Consider the following 17,002-nt stretch of genomic DNA (forward strand, 5'->3'; position numbering starts at 1 on the left):
CCGGTTACAGATCGTCTTACTGATGGCCTGTGATGGACGAAACCCCGCTAAATTCTGAACGATAGTTCGGTCGCTCGATGTCGTGAGGATCCGGCATATCGTGTGGGTCCGGCTTGATCGGTTTGTCCGACCCGCGGGATGAGGCAGCGGTGCTTCGGTCCCGTAGCCCACCAGGCCTGTCGTTCACCGACGCCCGATGGGCGCAATCTGTTCGGCGACAGGGTAGCCGGGCAGGGCCGAGGCCAGAGTCGCGACGGTCGGCCAGTCGAACAAGGCCCGCTCCGGCAGTTGCCGGTCCAGGGCGACGCACAACCTGGCCACGGCCTGCGTCGCGAGCACCGAGTGGCCGCCCAGGTCGAAGAAGTTGTCGTGCCGCCCGACCTCGTCGAGATTCAGTACCTCGGCCCACACCTCGGCGATGGCCCGCTCCGTGGTAGTGCTTGGCCTGTCCTCTTCGACGAGCGACGACGACTGTGCATAGCTGATCTCGTTCATCGTCCATTACCCCCTGGCCGGTGACAATATGGCGTCAAATAGCGAACAGTCGCACGTTCGCCACCCTCGAATAATTGTGGTTCACTCGGCCGGCGTAGGCAAGGACAGGCGGTAGGAAGCAACGGCAGTCAACCACTTCCGGAACTTTTGCCGGTTCTTCTCTGCGATCGCTCAAGCTTCCGTGGCACATTGGCGAATGTTGTCAATCCGCGCCGACGGCCCGGATTGCCGCCGTTACCAAAGGAGCGGTTGATGGTTGGCTTGGCAGAGTTCGCATCCACCCTGCTGGGGCATCCGGCCGTGCGTGATGCCCGGGCGACGACGATCCGCCACGACGATCGGGACGTCACGATCGGCGTGGTCGAGTTCTCCCAGTACGTCAGCGGGCCGGAGCTTCGTGGCTACGTGTGGGACCGGCTGGGTGCGGGCTGTGGATTGGACGGCGTGCTGCTCGTTGACGCCATGCCGCTCGCCGGTAACACGCTCGACACCGAATACGTCCGGTCCGCCGTCATCGCCGGCACGTGCACCCTGTTCGAAGGTCCGGTCGACGGAGTCGAAGAGCGGCTCCTGTCGATCTGGGCCAGCACCATGAACCTCAAGTGGATCGGCGTGCACGACGACTTTCTGGACCTCGGCGGCGACTCGATTGTTGCGGTCGAGGTCCTTGCGAAGATCGAGGACGAGTTCGGCACGGCGCTGGACGTCTACGACTTCATGAGCACCTACCACATCCGCGGCGTCGCCGGCCTTCTGAGCGATCCTCGGGTACTGCAGTAGCAGTAGTTCAGGAGGCGAGCCGCAACAAGTCGGAGTCTGGCTCAGCGACCGTGTATACGGCATCTACGACGGTTACACCGGCGACCACTCATTTGGCTCTGCTGTGCAGACCTCGGGTGCAGCGCCTGCCCCTGCGATTGATGGCTCCGCACTGCACCGCCGGGTCGTGAACGTGGCACAGACCGGATGGTCGTGGGTCGATCAGGCAGGGCTGGCCCTTGGTGGTGACAGCCGAGCAGCGTGCGCGCGGTCGCGCCGGGCCTTCCGGCGGCGGGGCCACCGTCTCCTCGGCCGGTGGCACCGGTGGCACCGGTGGCGTCGTGGGCGTCCGGCGCGGGTGCTCGTCGGCAGCCCGGGAGTAGAGCAGTCGCCCGGCGACCCGCCGGCTGGTGGTGGGTACCCGGACCACACCAATCGGGTCGGGCACGATCCAGGTCTTCGCGTCGTTCCAGTGAACCCAGAGCGGGATCGCAGCGGCGTCGGCCTCGCACAGCAGCTTGCGGCTGGACCACTGCTTGTCGGTGCGGTCGATCTCGATGGCGATCGGTGGTCCGTCGAGCCGTTGACAGACGACGTCCAGGTAGCCGGGTCGGTCAGGGTGTGCTCCGGGTAGACCGGCGATGCTGGGTACCTCGCGGCGCACTCGCCATCCGTGCTTCACGCCCCAGTTCACGACCTGGCGGGTCAACTCGGCGGTGACCCGGACGGCCGACCAGTCGGTGAACTCCAGTGGCGCCAGGTAGCGCCGCAGCGACGCTGTCGCCCGTCGTGACCGCTCCACCACGTCCACACAGGAACGATAGTCCCTGCCGTGACCTCTCGGACGCGCGAGCCGTTCGCTCAGATCGACGCATTGTGAGTGGGGAGCGCGTGAGTGACGGCGTGGGTGACGGTTCGGAGCGGGTTGCCCTGGCCGGCGCGGCCTTTCGAGCAGGGCAGTCGGTCAGCGGCGGCCGGTGGCCAAGGCGACGAGGTATTGTCCGCCGCCCGCGTCGACGCTCGCGGTAACCGGCAGTCCGGGCACCAGCCGGTAGAGCCGGTCGACCAGCCACTCCGCCGCCTCCTGGGCATCCTTTCGGCTTGGACAGCGGGCGACCAGCTCGCGGCCACCCTTGCGTTCGAGTCGCTCGGCGACGGCGATCAGCGATGCCGGTTCCACCACGTGCAGACGCTCCGGCCAGGCGATGACCACCTTGACCGCGCCCTTGCGGGTGTTGCAGGCACGATGCGCGAGCCGCTCGGCGACCTTGGCCTTCCTGTCGGCGGTACGGCTGTCGACGCTGGGACCACGCGGGTCGTTCACCGACATGTGCGGGTCGACCAACTCGTCGCAGACCCAGCATCGCCAACCGTCACGCCTTGCGACGTCTTCGAGAGAACTCATCCGAGCAAACTAGCCTGGCAACCCTCGGCGAACGACAGCCCGGGCCACGGCGAGCGATCAGTCGCGGCTTGTCCGCCTGTGAACTGGTGCTCGCCGTCAGCCGGTCCGCGGATGCCGTCCGGCTTACAGGAAGCGCTCCGGGTCGAAGTCCTCGAGATCGATGATGCGAACCCGCGGAAGCACATTGGTGAAGCAGTCCGCGTCCTCCTCGATGTCGAACACCTGCAGGCCCGGCAGGTCGGCGAAGCCGGCGTTGAGGAACTCCTTGAACCCGACGACCGCGACCTGATGGTCACCTCGCAGGAGTTCCCCGATCTGCGGGAGGAAGTCGCCGTCGTGGCTGGCGAGCATCACGTTGCCGGGGCGTCGGGCGATGGCGTCCAACGTCCGCTGGATGCCGATGTCCACCACCTTCTGATCCGACGATCCAGCGAGCGGGATGGGCCGGTAGTCCATGCTCAGGAGGGCCCGGACGAAGGGCATCGGCAGAGCGCCACCGGAGGCGTTGAGGAAGAACAGTCCCTTCACCGGCCGCTGCCACGTGTCCCGCGCGAAATCCCGTAGCCGCTCCCACCGAGGTCGCTCCGCAGGTGCCGGACGGCGCTCCAGAACACTGTTGCCGAGAGTGGCATCGATGTTCTCCCCGTCCACGATGAGGTACGTGACGGGTTCCGACGTGTCGGGCATAGGAGTACCTCTCGGGTCGAGCAGCGGGCGCGGACCGGTCGAGCCCGAGCGTGTGACGTGCCTGCGGAAGCTGTGCTCGTGGTCAGGGTATGCCCACCAGCGAGGGGGGAACGGAATCGGTGTGGATACTGGCGCGGTGCTCGCACCGGCCTTCTTCCACGTCACTAACTGCCGTTTCGGTGTCGCGTGCGGATCGAACTGCCATCCCCAGCCAGGCGGTCGCGCCGACGAGCGCCACCACCGGGTACGTGCGATACCCAAGGTTGAACAGGAGTATCCCGCCGCCCGCGCACACCACAGCAAGGATGACGTGATACCAAAACGCGCGACGGCCGGACTTGTCCACTACCGATGGCTCCAGATGTGACGAGGACTCGTGCCCTTCCGCCGGCCTGGGGCCTGGAGGCGTCGGGTGACAGGAGGTTGACGCCGGTCAGAGTGGATGAGGCACCGCTGGTGAGACACCCTGCAACTGGTAGCACGATGGTCGCACCGGGTATCACCGGTGCGATATCGGTCGCCGCATAGCGGCCGACCCGAAGCCGCTCGCACAGTCCGCAGGGTGCGCAGCGTGAGCTCTCGGACCGCTCGCCGGTCCTCGCCACCACGTCGTCGCTGGGCACGCGATCGACCCGAGCGGCGGGGCCGCCACACGAGCTCCGGGTGATCCTGCCCTCGTTCACCAGCGGATTGATGTGTTTTCCTGCAACGATGCAAGGCGTGGCAACTGTGAAGACTGTGACGCCCGCCATCTCGCCTCTGGCCGGTGAGCCGTTCGAGCGTGCTGATGCCGAGCGGCTGGCGGGGGTGTTGAAGGCTTTCGCTGATCCGGCTCGGCTGCGACTGCTCAGCCTGATTCAGTCGGCTCCGGAGGGGGAGGCGTCGGTCAGTGACCTGACTGAGCCTCTCGGGCTGTCTCAGCCGACGGTGAGTCATCATCTGCGGATTCTCACTGAGGCTGGTCTGCTTGAGCGTGACAAGCGTGGTGTCTGGGCGTATTACCGTCTCGTGCCGTCTGCCATCGCTGCGGTCGCCGACCTGTTGACCCCGCCCCGCAAACGCGCAACGAAGAAGACCCGCTGACCCCTTCTCTGCTCATGACGGTGGCGGCATCGGCGCATATGATCTGCGGCTCGGACGTGGTCGGCGTGCGTCCGGCACTGGAACTCCTGGCTGTGCGGCGCTGCGAACAGCATGCCCGGCGCATCGATTGACGGCAATAGCTCGACGTCGTCGACGGGTACGCCGATGCCACCGACCACACCCGCGACCACGTCACGCGGGCAGTGGCCCGTCGCGCCAGCGGTCGCGGCGGCCGGATCCTCGTAGCGGGCGGTGCGTGGGTCGAGGCTCAGGTCGCTGACCCGGTGAGGACGACGACCTTGCCTTTGGCGCGGCGGGTCTCGACGCGGGCGAATGCCTCCACTGCCTGGTCGAAGCGGTAGGCGCTGTCGATTCTCACCTGCAGGACGCCGCTGTCGATGAGCGCGCCGAGTTCGCGTAGGTCCTGTCCGTTCGGGCGCATGGACAGGAAACGGTAGGTGAAGCCTCCGGCGCGTGCGCGTCCCCGGGGCCCGAGTGTGGCGAGCCACAAGGCCGCGTCGAGGGCTACAGCGCGCCAGACCGGCATCGGGTAGTCGTGCCGGATCGATCCGGGCGTCGGGGTCGCGGTGACCGTCACGAGCCGGCCGCCCGGGGACACGACCCCCAGCAATGCGGTCAGCTGTGGACCGCCGACGAGATCGAGGATCTTGGTGAACTGCCCCGGGACTGCTTCGATTCGCCGGGATCGGTAGTCGATGACCTCGGTGGCGCCGAGGCTGCGCAGGAGCGGCTCAGAAGCGGCGGAGGCGGTGGTCACCACGTGGGCGCCGACGCGGGCGGCGAGGGTGATCGCGAACATGCCGACCACGCTGGAGCCGCCGGTGATGAGCAGCCGGTCGTCGGCCTGGATCGCGAGAGCGTCGCGGACGGCCTGGAGGGCGGTCGTACCGGCCAGCGGGACGGCCGCAGCGGCGGCGAAGTCGAGCGTGCGCGGCATCGGCGCGACCAGGTCTGCTTCGATGGCGACCTTCTCCGCCAGCGCACCGAGGCGTGCTTTGTTGGTACGGCCGAAGACGGCGTCGCCGACGGCCAGGGTCGTCACTCCGGAGCCGATGGCAGACACGACGCCCGAGAACTCGTTTCCGGGCACGACGGGGAAACGGACGGGGTTGGCGAACCGGAAGGTGCCGGAGCGTTGCAGGATGTCGATCGGGTTGAGGCCGACCGCGCGGGTGTCGACGACCACGTCGTGGGCTCCCGGGACCGGGTCGCTGCGGTCACCGAGGCGGAGAACCTCCGGGCCGCCGAATCCGGTCAACTCATACGCGCGCAATGAAGGTCTCCACATCCGGTCGGTGTCTGCCTGGTCGGGGCAGACGGCGTGCTGTCCCCGGCGGGGTCGGACAGGCGGGCCGGCGGCATGCCAGGCGCCTTTCGCGGAGCGGACGGTCAGGTGCATGGACACCGATCGCCCGACTTCAGTGCCGTCGTTGCACACCGGGCAGCCATTGCCGCAACAGCGCGTCGACATCGGCGCCGGTCGTCGGCGTGCCCAGATCGCTCGCCTCCGGCGAGGCGCGCAGACCGTCGATGAGCAGCCGCAGGTAGCGGGTGTAGGTCTCGGGACGGCTCTGTTGGCTGTGGTGCGCGACCTCGCTGATCATGGTCAGCAGCACGGGGATGTCCTCGGCGGTGACGTCCGGACGTAACGTGCCCTCGGCGCGGGCACGCGCGACCAACTGCCGGATGATCGGCATGATCCGGTCACGGATCTGCGCCAGGTACCGCTCGTCGAAACCCGCCCCCAACTCGACGTCGCGGACACCGCGGTCGGTGGCGTGCAACTCGGCAGCACGGCACAGGAAACGCACAAGGCCGTCCCAGCCGGTCGGCGCGTGCAGTGCCGCCTCGATCGCCGACGCATGCCGTTCCAAGCGCTCCTCAAGAGCGGCCGCGAGCAGCGACTCCTTGGTCGGGAAGCGCCGATGGACGGTGCCGACACCGACGCCGGCCTGCTGGGCCACGTCGTCGTAGGTCGCCGACACCCCGCGCGTGGCGAACGTCTGGCGGGCGGCCTCGATGATGCGTTGCCGGTTTGCCTGCGCATCACGCCGCAGCGCCCGGCCCGATCCCACGGACTCCTGCATGAACCTCACCGTATCAAGTGGAACGAGATATTCCACTTCTGTGGTGTACGCCGCAGCGCGACGCCGACGCCCGGACGCGTGGGCCGGTGCGTAGGCGGGACCGCCGCGGTGATGCCGCCACCGCAGACCGGACTCGGCGATGACCACGTGGGCGATCACGCCGAAGCTGACCACAGCCAGCTCCGACACGGACCCCGACCGTCCATGTTGTACCTTCCGCGGGTGATGAAGTCGTGGCGGGTGGCCGGGGCCGGGGTGTGGGCGGTCGCGGTCAGTGTGGCGGCGCAGTGGCTTGCGTGGCAGGCCGGGCAGGATACGGTCAAGGCGGCCGGGGAACAGCCCGGCGGCGGGACCGCAGTCGCCTACGGCGCGCTCGGCGCGGTGCTGGCCGCGATGCCGTCCGTGCTGCTCGCGGTCCGCAGGCGGGACGCGGTCGCCCGGGTCTGGGTGTGGGCCGCAGCGGGTGGCCTGGTGCTCGGCACGGCCCGGATCGTGCCGGTTGGCGAGCACGAGCTTTATCTGTCGGTGCTCGCCGTGCTGGCTGCGCTGGGCGCGCTCATCGCGCGGAACCGCCGGCCGGCCGAATACCGGACCGTGCCCGCCGCGATCGTCGCCGGGGTGGGCCTGCTGCTGCCCTGGCTGTGGGTGGGCGCGCTCGGCGGGCCTGTCGAGACGGCGCTGGCGGTGATCGCGGCGGGCGCGGTCGGGTGGCTGGCCGCGGCGGTGCTCGCCCCGGCGTACCCCGGGAACGGTGTGGTTCTCGGTATTGGTCTGATTCTGATCACCGCTGGTGTGGGTCAGCCAGGTCCGAGCCTGGCGCTGCCCGCGACGGCGCTGGCCGGGTTCGCGGTCGCCCGGATGCGCGGCCGGCTGGCGGTCGGGGTGCTGACCGGACTCGGCGTGCTCGGGCCGCTGGCGTTCGTGGGTCCGGAGGAGGTGACCGTGATGCTGACCGGCCGGGATGTGCCGATCTGGACCGCGATCGCCGGGGCGGGGACGGCCGCGATCGCGGTCACGGCCGGCGTGGTCTTCCGCTTCACGATTCCCGGGCGAGGGTACGCGGCAGCGCTGCTGCTGATCGGCACGGTGGTGTACGTCGGCGCCGGACAGCCGGGGTTCCATGGTGACCGGCTGTTCGTGATCCTCGCCGACCAGGCCGACCTGTCCGATATCGATACCTCGCGGATCGGCCTGTCAGGCCGGGACGCACGGGCCAGCGAAGTGCACGGCCGGCTGGTCGCGCAGGCCGAGCGCACCCAGGCCGGTCTTCGCCGCGACCTGGACCGCCTCGGAATCGGCTACACCCGGTATTACCTGATCAACGCGCTGGAGGTGGACGCCGGCCCGTGGCTGAGGCCCTGGCTGGACCGTCGAGCCGATGTCGACCGGGTGCTGCTCAGCCCGCACCTGCGGCCCCTGCCTCTGCCGCGCGACACCGACGACGGCCCGGTCGACCCGACGCCCGGCGACGGTTGGAACATCACGGCGATCGGGGCTGATCGGGTCTGGTCCGAGCTGGGGGTCCGAGGCGCCGGCGTGGTCGTCGGCGCCTCCGACAGCGGGGTGGACGGCACCCATCCAGCGCTGTCCGCGAACTTTCGGGGCGGCGACGACTCCTGGCTGGATCCATGGAACGGCACCCGGGCACCGGTCGATCACGGCGGCCACGGCACCCACACGCTCGGCTCGGCGGTAGGTGGCGGCATCGGGGTGGCGCCGGACGCCCAATGGGTCGGTTGCGTGAACATGGACCGCAACCTGAGCAGCCCGGCCCGCTACCTGGACTGCCTGCAGTTCATGATGGCGCCGTTCCCGGTCGGCGGCGATCCGATCGCGGACGGGCGACCTGGCCGTGGTCCGCAGGTGCTGACCAACTCGTGGAACTGCCCGGCGGTCGAAGGCTGCGACCTGGCCACGTTCGTCCCGGCCACCGCCGCGTTCGCGGTCGCCGGGACGTTCGTCGTCGCCTCGGCCGGCAACAGCGGGCCCGGCTGCGCGACGGTGAACCTGCCGCCGGGGCCGTACCCGGATGTGGTCACCGTCGGCGCGACCGACCACGCGGGTGCGGTGGCGGCGTTTTCCAGCCGGGGACCGGGCGCCAAGCCGGACCTGGTCGCGCCGGGCGCCCGGATCAGGTCGGCGTTGCCGGGCGGCGGGTACGGCGAGATGTCCGGCACGTCGATGGCGGCGCCGCAGGTGGCGGGGGTGGTGGCGCTGATGTGGTCGGCGGCCCCGGCGCTGATCGGCGACCTCCCCCGGACCCGGGCGCTGCTGAACTCCACGGCGACGCCCGTGACCGGGCCGGAGACTGGCTGCGGTGCGGCCGGTGCCGGCCTGGTGAACGCCCCGGCAGCGGTTCGCGCCGCCTTGCTTCCGTCCTGACGGGAGCTAGAGCAATGACGCGCCCTTGCCTACCTGCTCAGGCCCCCTCGACCACGATGGAACCGGCTCAGTGTGGATGGTACGCCGCAGCTAGCCGAACGAAGCCTTCATCCAGCGTCACCTGCGGTGACCAGCGCAGTGCCTCTCGGGTCCGGCGTTGGTCGAACCAGTGTGCGGTGGACAACTGCTCGGCCAGAAACCGGGTCATGGGTGGTTCGTCGGTCTGCCGAAGCGCCGACCACAGCCACTCCACTGCGGTGCCGCCGGCCTTCGCTGCGGCCACCGGTACCCGAAGTCTCGGTGGCGCTGTCCCGGCGGCGACGCAGATACGCTCGACGAGTTCGTACACCGTCCGTGGCTCGCCGTTGGTCACGACGAAGGCCTGCCCGTGTACGTCCGCCTCGGGCACCCGGTCGAGCGCGGCGACGAGGGCGTCGACGGCGTTGTCCACGTACGTCGTGTCGATCAGGGCGGTCCCCTGGCCGACCAGTGCCAACCGGCCGGCCTGGGCCCGCTCGACGATGCGGCCCACCAACTGGGTGTCACCCGGTCCCCAGACCAGGTGGGGGCGGATCGCCGCCACGGCGAAGTCGGGCGAGTCGGCGGCCAGTGCGAGCGACTCCGCCGAGGCCTTGCTGCGGGCGTAGTTTCCCCGGGCCCGCTCGGGGTCGGCTGCGCCGGCTCCGGCACCGACCAGACCGGTGCCATGATGAGCGACCGACGGCGAGGACACGTGCACGAATCGCGTCACGCCGGCTGCCTGGGCAGCGGCGAGCACGGTGGCCGTACCGCCGATGTTGATGTGCTCGAATTGTCGCCACGGGCCGGTCATCGACACTTTCGCGGCCAGGTGGACCACGGCGTCGACCCCCTCCGCAGCCGCCCGGACGGCTTCCGGGTCGGTGATGTCGCCGCGGCGCTCGTCGACCCCGGCCAGGCCGCTGGGTCGACGTTGCAGGACGCGGACCTCGTCGCCACGCCTCCGCAACGCGGTGGCAGTGGCACCGCCGAGCATGCCGCTGGCACCGGTGACCAGGATTCTCACAGTCCGCTGACCCTCCCGCCGGCGAGCACTCGTTCCGCCCAGTCCCGTAGCCGCGTGCGGTCGATCTTCGAGTTGTGGCGGATGTCGGTGGGCAGGGACGGGACCACCAACACGGCCGCGACCGGTGGCACGGTCGCGGCACGTACCGCGTCGGCCAGGTCTCGGCTAGCCAGTCGGGCATGGCGGGTCCCGGGCAGGGTCTCGGCGATCACCACGACCTTCGCCACACCGGGCGGTCCCACACCGACCACGGCAGCTCGCGCGATCTGCGGCACCGATTCGACCTGCTGCTCGATGCCGACCGGGGCGAGCACGCCGTCGGAGGTGAGCAGGATATGGGCCAGTCGACCCTGCACCCAGAGCCGGCCTTCGGGATCCAGGTAGCCCACGTCGCCGGTGCGGTGCCATCCGGGAGTGCGGGAGCTGTCCCGCTCGGTCAGCCAGAGCCCGTCGTACCGATCCTTCACATGCCCGGCCCTGACCAGGATCTCGCCGGTCAGCCCAGGAGCGCAACCGGCTTGCTCGGACGGCGTACCGGTCGAGTCCAGGGCCGCGATCGCCACCTGAACACCCGGCAACGGCCGGCCGACGCAGACACCGTCACCCGGCTCGGCCTCGACGATCTCGTCGAGGGTGATGTCGGTGACCGGGAGGACCTCGGTCATCCCGTAGGGCGTGTGCGGCTGCGCCTTGGGCATCAAGGCTCGCGTCTGTGTGAGCAGCGCGGCGGGCACCGGCGCGCCCGCGCTCAGCAGCAATGTCACGTCCTCCAACGCGGTGCGCTGGCGATCGTCCACCCCGTCGCCGGTGTCGACCACGTTGCGTAGCGCGGCCGGTGAGGCGAACACCGCCGAAGCGTCGACTGCGGCCACCGCCTCGGCGAGAGCGGCGGCGGTCAACGTTCGTGGGGCGGTGACCCGCATGTCCGGGATCGCCGACGGGGTGCCGAGAGCCGGTCCGAAGAGTGCGAACGGCGCGAAGGCCGCCACGATTCCGGCGTCGGCGTTCATCCCGAGGCCGAACAGCGCGTCCCGCATCGCGGCGAGCTGGCGGTGGGTGTAGACCACACCCTTCGCCGGCCCGGTGGAACCGGACGTGAACAGCACGGCCGCGTCGTCGTCCGGGTCTGGCGGGGCCGGAAGGTCCCGGACGTCGGCGCCGAGGCGGGCCAGCTTGCCCAGGGTGAGCGCCCCCAGCACGGCGGCGCCAGGTCCGGCCCCGAGCGGCCTTCCGGGCCAGCGCAGGGCGCGGGCGAGAGCGAGTCCGGGGCCGATGGCGACGAGGTGCGAGGGGTCGGCGCTGCGGAGCGCTCGGCTCATACCGCCCAGTCCCAGCCCGGGATCGGCTACCACGATCACCGCACCGATGCGAAGGCACGCATAGACGGCGGCGGTCAGATCGGCGCCGGGCGGTACGAGCAGTGCCACCCGATCGCCGCGACGCACTCCGGAGGCCGACAAACCGGCCCCGATCTCCTGAATGCGTCGCCACAGCAACGACCAGCTGATCTGCCGACCGTTGTTCGCCAGCTCCACCAGAGCGACCGACTGGTCCTCGGCACGCTCCGCCAACGCCGCCCACAGCGGACGCCACGGCGCCGCCGGTTCCGGTGGCGCGATCGGCTCGGCGGGCCGGCGGTCCAGGTCGACCAGCCACTGGGCGACCGCACCGGCGACATCAGCGTCCTCGGCGAGCAGGTGACCGGCGCCTTCGAACCGGTGTACCTGTGCGTGCGGCAGCCGGTGGCGCAGGTCGCGCAGGTGCACCTCGCCGAAGACCGGGTCGCGCGGCCCCCACAGCAGCAGTGCCGGTATCCCCGCCAGCGTGTCCAGATGCTGCGCGACCTCTTGCAGCGCCTGCCAGCTCGGGTGCTCGGGACCGAGCGGGATGTCCGCGACGAAGCCGCCGATCGCCGCCCGTCGGTCCTCACCACGGTAGGGGGCGAGATAGCCCTCGCGGACCGGCTTCGGCAGCCACGGGTTCGCCAATGCGAGGGTGGCCTGCAGGAACGTCTGCGTCCGCACGGTCACCGTCGGCAACACACCGGGTAGTCGGGCCAGGCGGATCAGTGCGGGCGCCGGCGACCCACTCGGCTGGTGCACCGCAGTGTTGGTCAGGACGACACCACGCAGCTGGTCGCGGTGACGCAGCGCCCAACCCAAGGAGATGGACCCGCCCCAGTCGTGCCCGACTGTGACGACCGGCCCGGTGATGCCGAGCGCGTCGGTGACCGTGGTGAGGTCGTCGATCCGCTGCGCCAGCCCGCGTACGGTGCCGGTGCGCTCGGAGAACCCCATGTCCAGATGGTCCACGGCGACCACCCGCCACCGGGGAGCGTCAGCCCGTTGGAACCGGGCCAGCAGGTGCCGCCACAGGTACGACCAGGTGGGATTGCCGTGCACGCACAGCAGCGTTCCCACGGGTTGGATCGCGCTGTCCGAGTCCGCAGCGGCGGTGTCCAGGACATGCCAGGTGCGCTCCACGCCCTGACTGTCCGTCGCCGTGACCCACCGGGACCACGCACTGTCCAGACCGGGCAACCCCAGCGGTGGCCCCTCCTGCCGGCTGCTCACCACACGACCTCCAGCGCGCACGTGTTCAGGCCGGAACCGACCCCCATGCACAACACCCGGTCCCCGGATTGGAGCGATCCAGCCTGCTGGGCCAGGGTCATCGGTAGCGACGCCGGGCCCACGTTTCCCCACAGCGGGAACGTCGCCGGGACCCTCCGATGGTCGAGGCCAAGCCGCTCGGCGACGCCCCGCGTGTGCGCCGCCGACACCTGATGCATGACGTAGAGGTCCATGTCCTGCCAACCCCACGACTCGGCATGCGCCCAGGTCGCCTCCGCGAGGTCCACACCCGCGTCGAGTAGGCCCTTCGCGTCGGTGCGCATCCGCGTGTTGTCCCCGACGCACAACTGGTGATGTTGAGTGGCCGCCCTGCTCACACCGCCGATCAGCCGGTGTTCCTGTGGATGGCTGCCGGCGGCGGCCAACACCATCGCGGCCGCGCCGGAACCGAGGGTCAACGTGGCGAACTGCTCCCGGACGTCGTCGCGGGTGGAGTCGGACCTCCGTAACCGCTCGATGGTCACCTGCTGGGCCTCGCGGGAACTCTCGCCCGCCACGATCAGCGCGTACCGGATCTGCCCGGCGTCGATCATGTTGGCAGCGACCTGGATCCCGTTGACGAAGCCGAGGCAGGCGTTGGCGATGTCGAAGTTCAAGGCCGACGGCGGCAGGTCCAGAGCGTGATGGATCTCGACCGCCGTCGAGGGCTCCAGATGCGCGCGGGACACCGACGTGTTGATCAACAGGCCGACGTCACGCGCGTCGACACCCGCCTCCGACAGTGCCTTGGCCCCGGCCGTCGCCGCCGCCTCGGCGAATCCGAAACCCTCCGGCCACCAGCGCCGCTCCTGAACTCCGGCGATCCGCTGAAGCATCCCTGGGCGTAGTCTCAGCCGCCGGAAGGTCTCGCTCAGCTGCTCATCGAACTCATCAGAGGTGACGATGACCGGCGCCTCCAAAGCCGTAACCGACAGTATCGCCGTGTTTGCGTAGCGATACTCAGCGTTGCCATGCGTCATCCAGCCTCCGCCCGTCGCCCACCCTGAGGGCTCGAAGTTATCCACTCGGCCCCCCACGCACCAACGGTCAGTCGGCATCGCGGCGAACGTCACTCACCCGCGCACGCCCGTCGACATGACGCGGTCCGCCGATTCGCCCGCGAGTGGCGACTGTGACCCGCAGCTGGGCCTACCGCCTCGACCACGGACGGGTCAGGCTCTGCGCGCCAGTTCCGCCTGGTAGGCCGCCTCCAACTGGGCGGCGATCGAGGTGGCGCCGGCTGGCCGGGGCTGGCCCAGGTGCGTCTCCCGCAACTCGTCCATGAACTGGTGCCACAGGTGCGGGCCGCCCTCGTCGAGTATCCGGGCTCGGATACTGAGCTCGGGGCTTACCGGTAGGTGCTGCCGCCCCCATGCGCCAAGCGTCGCGAGCACCGGGACGAGCTGGATGGATCGCTCGGTGAGGTGATAGATGCGTCGTTGTTTGTGTCGGGGGTCCGGGGCTTGCGAGAGAAGGTCGTTGGCGAGGAGGCGGCGCAGCCGGTCGGCGAGGATGTTGGACGCGATCCCTTCGTCGGAGCGTGTGAGCAGTTCGCGGAAGTGGCGGCGATTGCCGAACATGATGTCGCGGATCACCAGCAACGACCAGGTGTCCCCGATCACTTCCAAGGCGAGGTTGATCGGACAGTCCGAACGATGCTCACTCATGAAGCCTCCTGATGCCCCGCGAACTGATTGCAGACTACTCCCGGTTCCCCTAGGCTGTTCGGACCGATTGCATGTTGCAATCGGATCCATGGCCGAGTACCTAGGGAGAACCCATGTCAGATCGCCCGCAAGGAAGAGTGCTGTGGCACGCGACCGTCTCGCTCGACGGCTACATCGCCACCCCAGGAGACGACGTCACCTGGGTCTTCGACCACTTCGACCCGGAGGATCCGACAGCCGCCGCCGTGGTTGAGCGCACCGGAGCCGTGATCGCCGGACGACGCAGCTACGAGGCGGGAGAACGAGACGGCAGGAAAGTGTTCGACGGCGCCTGGTCCGGCCCGCAGTACCTGCTCACCCACCGCCCCACCGAGCGACCGCTCCATGGTGTGGCAGTCCGTGCCGGCGACGTCGAACCTGTCGTCGACGAAGCCCGGATCGCCGCGACAGGACGGGATGTGCTCATCATCGGCGCGGACGTCGCCAGCCAGTGTCTGGCCGCCGGCCTGGTGGACGAGGTCATCGTGCACATCGCCCCGATCCTGCTCGGCGACGGCGTACGCTTCCGCGGCCCCGATAAGCACATCCATCTCACACTCATCGACGTCAGCCGCCACAAAGAGATCGTCACTCTGCACTACCAAGCCGGGATGGACGGACCGTCCCGTGCGGCGCGAGCGAGCCTGGCCTGATCAGCCCAAGATCCGTGGCCGACTCGGGCCGCATGCGGCGCTTCTGCTCCTGGGACGGCACCGCTCGACCTCGTGCCGGCAGCCCATGCCCGGATCGTGTGGCCTTGCGGACAGGTTGTCCAGGAAGGCGGGGGATCGATGCTCCGTCCGGACGGGCGGCACGGATCGACGTCAGTGCACTGAGGGTGTTCGCGGCGCGCTGACGCCGTCCGACGACGTCCCGGAGTGAGAGTGCGTCAGAAACTGCTGACCAGCTTTACGAACGCCTCGTCGATCGTGGCGGGATCGGTGGCGTCGTAGGCCTTGCCCGACGACGCTTTGGCGATCTTGTCCAGGGTGGCGAAGTCCGACTCCCGGTCGAAGGCGATGCAGAACACCTTCACCGGACGCTGCGGGTCCAGGGCGACCTCGTCGAGCAGGCGGGTGAGGTCGTTGTCCTTGGTGTACTCGTTCTTGCCGTCGGTCAGCACGACGATCGCGTTGATCCGCTGCGGGTCGTACCGGTCGAGCAGCTCCCGGTGTGCGGCCCGGACCGTCGCGTAGAGCGCGGTGCCGCCCTCGACGTGCAGGCCGTCGATCTTGCGGGTGATCCGCTTCTGATCGAACGCACCGAGAGGAACCTCCTCACGGTAGGGGCTCTTCGGCCGCTCCCGGGTCTCCGAGGAGAAGGACCAGAGCCCCACCCGGTCTTCGGAGTTGAGCAACGCGAGACCCTTGCCCGCCGCCGCCGAGGCGACCTGGAAACGGGTACGGGTGCCGACCATCGCCTGCATCGACCCTGACGTGTCCAGGGCGATCAGGATGTTGGCCTTCTTGCGGAGGGTGTGCCAGCCGTCCAGCATCGCGCCGACCACCTGCGGGGCCGGGGGCTCGAAGTAGGTCAGCCCGCCGGTGGGCTCGTCGCCGACGCTGGCAAGCAACTCCGCCGAGGCTCGGCGTTCGTGGTCCCGGAAACCGAGGCGGGCGAAGCTCTCCTGCTGGGCGTCCTCGGTCAGGAAGGCATGGAAGTCGTCCGCTGCCGCGCGCTGCCCCTCATCGGCGGAGGGCAGCACCACGAACGGGTGGTCCAGGTTGAACGTGCCCTCCTTGGGGTGGACGGCGACCAGCGGGACGTTCGGCCGGAGGCCCCGCTCCTGCCCGTCCTGCCGAGGGCTCAGCGTGCCCGTGTTGTAGAGGTCCACCAGCGCCTCCTGCAGGACGATGGCACTCATGTCATCCGTACGACCCGCCAGGTCCGCCTCGGCGAGGCTGCGCAGCAGGTCCACCGAGTCGTCGCTGTAGTGCGCCACGTTGGCCTCGATCCGGCGCACGAACTGGGTGACCGCTGGGTTGGCCAAATCGGACCGGGTCAGGTCGCTGGCCCGTTGCACGGCCGCGTAGTAGGTGGCGATGGTCGCCGCCAGCCCGGAGGTGGACAGGTTCGGGTTGTCCTTGCCGAACGTGAACCGGCCCCACTCCGGCTTGCCGAAGCCCGCCCACCCGTCCCGCCCGGACAGGCCCAGGATCTCCCCCCAACCCAGCGGCCCGCGCTGGCGTACCAGCTCGGCCTTGGGCTGCGGCATCGCGATCACCAGCGGGCTGTTGGCGATCGACGGGTAGCGGTCCGGCGTCTGCGGCGCCCGCCCGGCGGCCTCGTCGAGCAGCCGCAACTGGCCGGTCCACAGGCTCGACGTCGGCAGCCAGACCTGAGGTTGCGGCAGGCCGGTGTGGGTCCATCCGGTGGCCAGCGCCTCGGTGGCCTTGCCCGAGTTCAACGCGCTGACGTGCACCTGGGCGCAGCCGCCGCCGTCGATCGACCGGGTGCTGCTGTTGTAGCGCTCAGCCAGGTCGACCAGCAGCTCCGCCTTCTCCGTGGAGGAGTTGACCTGGAGGGTGATGGCGCAGTCGGTGCGGGGCCCCTCGCTGCCTGCTTCGCGCTGTTGGACGAACACGAAGGCTCCGACGATGACCACCAGCCCGGCGGTGACGGCGGCGGTGTAGGGCAACCACTGCCGTGTACGCGTAGCGGGTGGGGTCATCGGGACGTCCTCCTCGGCAGACGGCTGGTGGCAGTCAACCTATCGATCC

Annotated in this window: 16 protein-coding genes; 4 read left to right on the top strand and 12 right to left on the bottom strand. The window is 69.6% G+C overall.

All coding sequences use genetic code 11. From position 1 onward, the window contains the following. Window positions 1–183: 183 nt before the first annotated feature. Window positions 184–495 carry a phosphopantetheine-binding protein gene (locus ACIBO1_RS20310; RefSeq protein ID WP_396748669.1) on the bottom strand — a complete coding sequence of 104 codons (312 nt, stop codon included), beginning with the start codon at window positions 493–495 and terminating at the stop codon, window positions 184–186. Between the two features lie 252 nt (window positions 496–747). Here ACIBO1_RS20310 and ACIBO1_RS20315 point away from each other — a divergent pair, with 252 nt between their 5' ends. Further along, entirely contained in the window at window positions 748–1,275 is a 528-nt protein-coding gene (locus ACIBO1_RS20315) for a phosphopantetheine-binding protein (protein WP_396748671.1), read from the top strand. An 88-nt stretch (window positions 1,276–1,363) separates the two neighbouring features. Here the strand turns inward: ACIBO1_RS20315 and ACIBO1_RS20320 are convergent, their stop codons facing one another. The 4 genes from ACIBO1_RS20320 to ACIBO1_RS20335 form a co-directional block, all read right to left on the bottom strand. After that, window positions 1,364–2,065, bottom strand: coding sequence for a hypothetical protein (locus ACIBO1_RS20320; RefSeq protein WP_396748674.1), 702 nt, complete (start codon window positions 2,063–2,065; stop codon window positions 1,364–1,366). Window positions 2,066–2,218: 153 nt separating this feature from the next. Continuing rightward, window positions 2,219–2,659 (bottom strand): hypothetical protein, encoded by a 441-nt coding sequence (locus tag ACIBO1_RS20325; RefSeq protein WP_396748677.1) that lies wholly within the window; start codon window positions 2,657–2,659, stop codon window positions 2,219–2,221. Window positions 2,660–2,782: 123 nt separating this feature from the next. Next, window positions 2,783–3,346, bottom strand: a complete 564-nt coding sequence (locus tag ACIBO1_RS20330; RefSeq protein ID WP_396748680.1) for an NYN domain-containing protein — start codon at window positions 3,344–3,346, stop codon at window positions 2,783–2,785. Window positions 3,347–3,428: 82 nt separating this feature from the next. Beyond that, window positions 3,429–3,692 (bottom strand): hypothetical protein, encoded by a 264-nt coding sequence (locus ACIBO1_RS20335; RefSeq protein ID WP_396748682.1) that lies wholly within the window; start codon window positions 3,690–3,692, stop codon window positions 3,429–3,431. Window positions 3,693–4,057: 365 nt separating this feature from the next. On the opposite strand from ACIBO1_RS20335, the gene ACIBO1_RS20340 reads away from it, so the two are divergent. Then, the gene (locus ACIBO1_RS20340; protein ID WP_350698278.1) at window positions 4,058–4,429 is read left to right on the top strand and encodes a metalloregulator ArsR/SmtB family transcription factor; all 372 of its coding nucleotides are present in this window, start codon (window positions 4,058–4,060) and stop codon (window positions 4,427–4,429) included. A gap of 268 nt (window positions 4,430–4,697) precedes the next feature. Here the strand turns inward: ACIBO1_RS20340 and ACIBO1_RS20345 are convergent, their stop codons facing one another. Both ACIBO1_RS20345 and ACIBO1_RS20350 read right to left on the bottom strand, forming a co-directional pair. Then, window positions 4,698–5,636 (bottom strand): NADP-dependent oxidoreductase, encoded by a 939-nt coding sequence (locus tag ACIBO1_RS20345; protein WP_396748684.1) that lies wholly within the window; start codon window positions 5,634–5,636, stop codon window positions 4,698–4,700. A 232-nt stretch (window positions 5,637–5,868) separates the two neighbouring features. Next, window positions 5,869–6,684, bottom strand: a complete 816-nt coding sequence (locus ACIBO1_RS20350; RefSeq protein ID WP_396748686.1) for a TetR/AcrR family transcriptional regulator — start codon at window positions 6,682–6,684, stop codon at window positions 5,869–5,871. Window positions 6,685–6,741: 57 nt separating this feature from the next. Between ACIBO1_RS20350 and ACIBO1_RS20355 the strand changes: the two genes are divergently transcribed. Next, window positions 6,742–8,919, top strand: a complete 2,178-nt coding sequence (locus ACIBO1_RS20355; protein ID WP_396748688.1) for a S8 family serine peptidase — start codon at window positions 6,742–6,744, stop codon at window positions 8,917–8,919. 67 nt (window positions 8,920–8,986) lie between these two features. On the opposite strand, the gene ACIBO1_RS20360 is transcribed toward ACIBO1_RS20355, so the two are convergent. The 4 genes from ACIBO1_RS20360 to ACIBO1_RS20375 all read right to left on the bottom strand — a co-directional run bounded on the left by ACIBO1_RS20360 (window position 8,987) and on the right by ACIBO1_RS20375 (window position 14,243). Further along, a complete protein-coding gene (locus ACIBO1_RS20360; protein ID WP_396748691.1) occupies window positions 8,987–9,964 on the bottom strand; it encodes an NAD-dependent epimerase/dehydratase family protein in 978 nt (325 codons plus the stop codon). Continuing rightward, window positions 9,961–12,537, bottom strand: a complete 2,577-nt coding sequence (locus tag ACIBO1_RS20365; RefSeq protein ID WP_396748693.1) for an alpha/beta fold hydrolase — start codon at window positions 12,535–12,537, stop codon at window positions 9,961–9,963. The genes ACIBO1_RS20360 and ACIBO1_RS20365 overlap by 4 nt, the downstream gene beginning before the upstream one ends. Continuing rightward, the gene (locus tag ACIBO1_RS20370) at window positions 12,534–13,556 is read right to left on the bottom strand and encodes a 3-oxoacyl-ACP synthase III (protein ID WP_396748696.1); all 1,023 of its coding nucleotides are present in this window, start codon (window positions 13,554–13,556) and stop codon (window positions 12,534–12,536) included. Before ACIBO1_RS20370 ends, ACIBO1_RS20365 begins: the two co-directional genes overlap by 4 nt. A 192-nt stretch (window positions 13,557–13,748) precedes the next feature. Continuing rightward, window positions 13,749–14,243 carry a winged helix-turn-helix transcriptional regulator gene (locus tag ACIBO1_RS20375; RefSeq protein ID WP_396748699.1) on the bottom strand — a complete coding sequence of 165 codons (495 nt, stop codon included), beginning with the start codon at window positions 14,241–14,243 and terminating at the stop codon, window positions 13,749–13,751. A gap of 113 nt (window positions 14,244–14,356) precedes the next feature. On the opposite strand from ACIBO1_RS20375, the gene ACIBO1_RS20380 reads away from it, so the two are divergent. Next, the gene (locus tag ACIBO1_RS20380) at window positions 14,357–14,935 is read left to right on the top strand and encodes a dihydrofolate reductase family protein (RefSeq protein ID WP_396748702.1); all 579 of its coding nucleotides are present in this window, start codon (window positions 14,357–14,359) and stop codon (window positions 14,933–14,935) included. A gap of 236 nt (window positions 14,936–15,171) precedes the next feature. On the opposite strand, the gene ACIBO1_RS20385 is transcribed toward ACIBO1_RS20380, so the two are convergent. Then, window positions 15,172–16,953, bottom strand: a complete 1,782-nt coding sequence (locus ACIBO1_RS20385) for a substrate-binding domain-containing protein (RefSeq protein WP_396748704.1) — start codon at window positions 16,951–16,953, stop codon at window positions 15,172–15,174. Window positions 16,954–17,002: the final 49 nt, after the last annotated feature.

The organism is Micromonospora sp. NPDC049903 (assembly GCF_044460945.1).
GTDB lineage: Bacteria > Actinomycetota > Actinomycetes > Mycobacteriales > Micromonosporaceae > Micromonospora.

Excerpts from the sequence above, each read along its gene's own strand:
- ACIBO1_RS20370 (WP_396748696.1), bottom strand. The coding sequence starts at position 13,556 with ATGACGCATGGCAACGCTGAGTATCGCTACGCAAACACGGCGATACTG.
- ACIBO1_RS20385 (WP_396748704.1), bottom strand. The coding sequence starts at position 16,953 with ATGACCCCACCCGCTACGCGTACACGGCAGTGGTTGCCCTACACCGCC.
- ACIBO1_RS20330 (WP_396748680.1), bottom strand. The coding sequence starts at position 3,346 with ATGCCCGACACGTCGGAACCCGTCACGTACCTCATCGTGGACGGGGAG.
- ACIBO1_RS20310 (WP_396748669.1), bottom strand. The coding sequence starts at position 495 with ATGAACGAGATCAGCTATGCACAGTCGTCGTCGCTCGTCGAAGAGGAC.
- ACIBO1_RS20340 (WP_350698278.1), top strand. The coding sequence starts at position 4,058 with ATGCAAGGCGTGGCAACTGTGAAGACTGTGACGCCCGCCATCTCGCCT.
- ACIBO1_RS20355 (WP_396748688.1), top strand. The coding sequence starts at position 6,742 with ATGTTGTACCTTCCGCGGGTGATGAAGTCGTGGCGGGTGGCCGGGGCC.
- ACIBO1_RS20380 (WP_396748702.1), top strand. The coding sequence starts at position 14,357 with ATGTCAGATCGCCCGCAAGGAAGAGTGCTGTGGCACGCGACCGTCTCG.
- ACIBO1_RS20315 (WP_396748671.1), top strand. The coding sequence starts at position 748 with ATGGTTGGCTTGGCAGAGTTCGCATCCACCCTGCTGGGGCATCCGGCC.
- ACIBO1_RS20375 (WP_396748699.1), bottom strand. The coding sequence starts at position 14,243 with ATGAGTGAGCATCGTTCGGACTGTCCGATCAACCTCGCCTTGGAAGTG.
- ACIBO1_RS20325 (WP_396748677.1), bottom strand. The coding sequence starts at position 2,659 with ATGAGTTCTCTCGAAGACGTCGCAAGGCGTGACGGTTGGCGATGCTGG.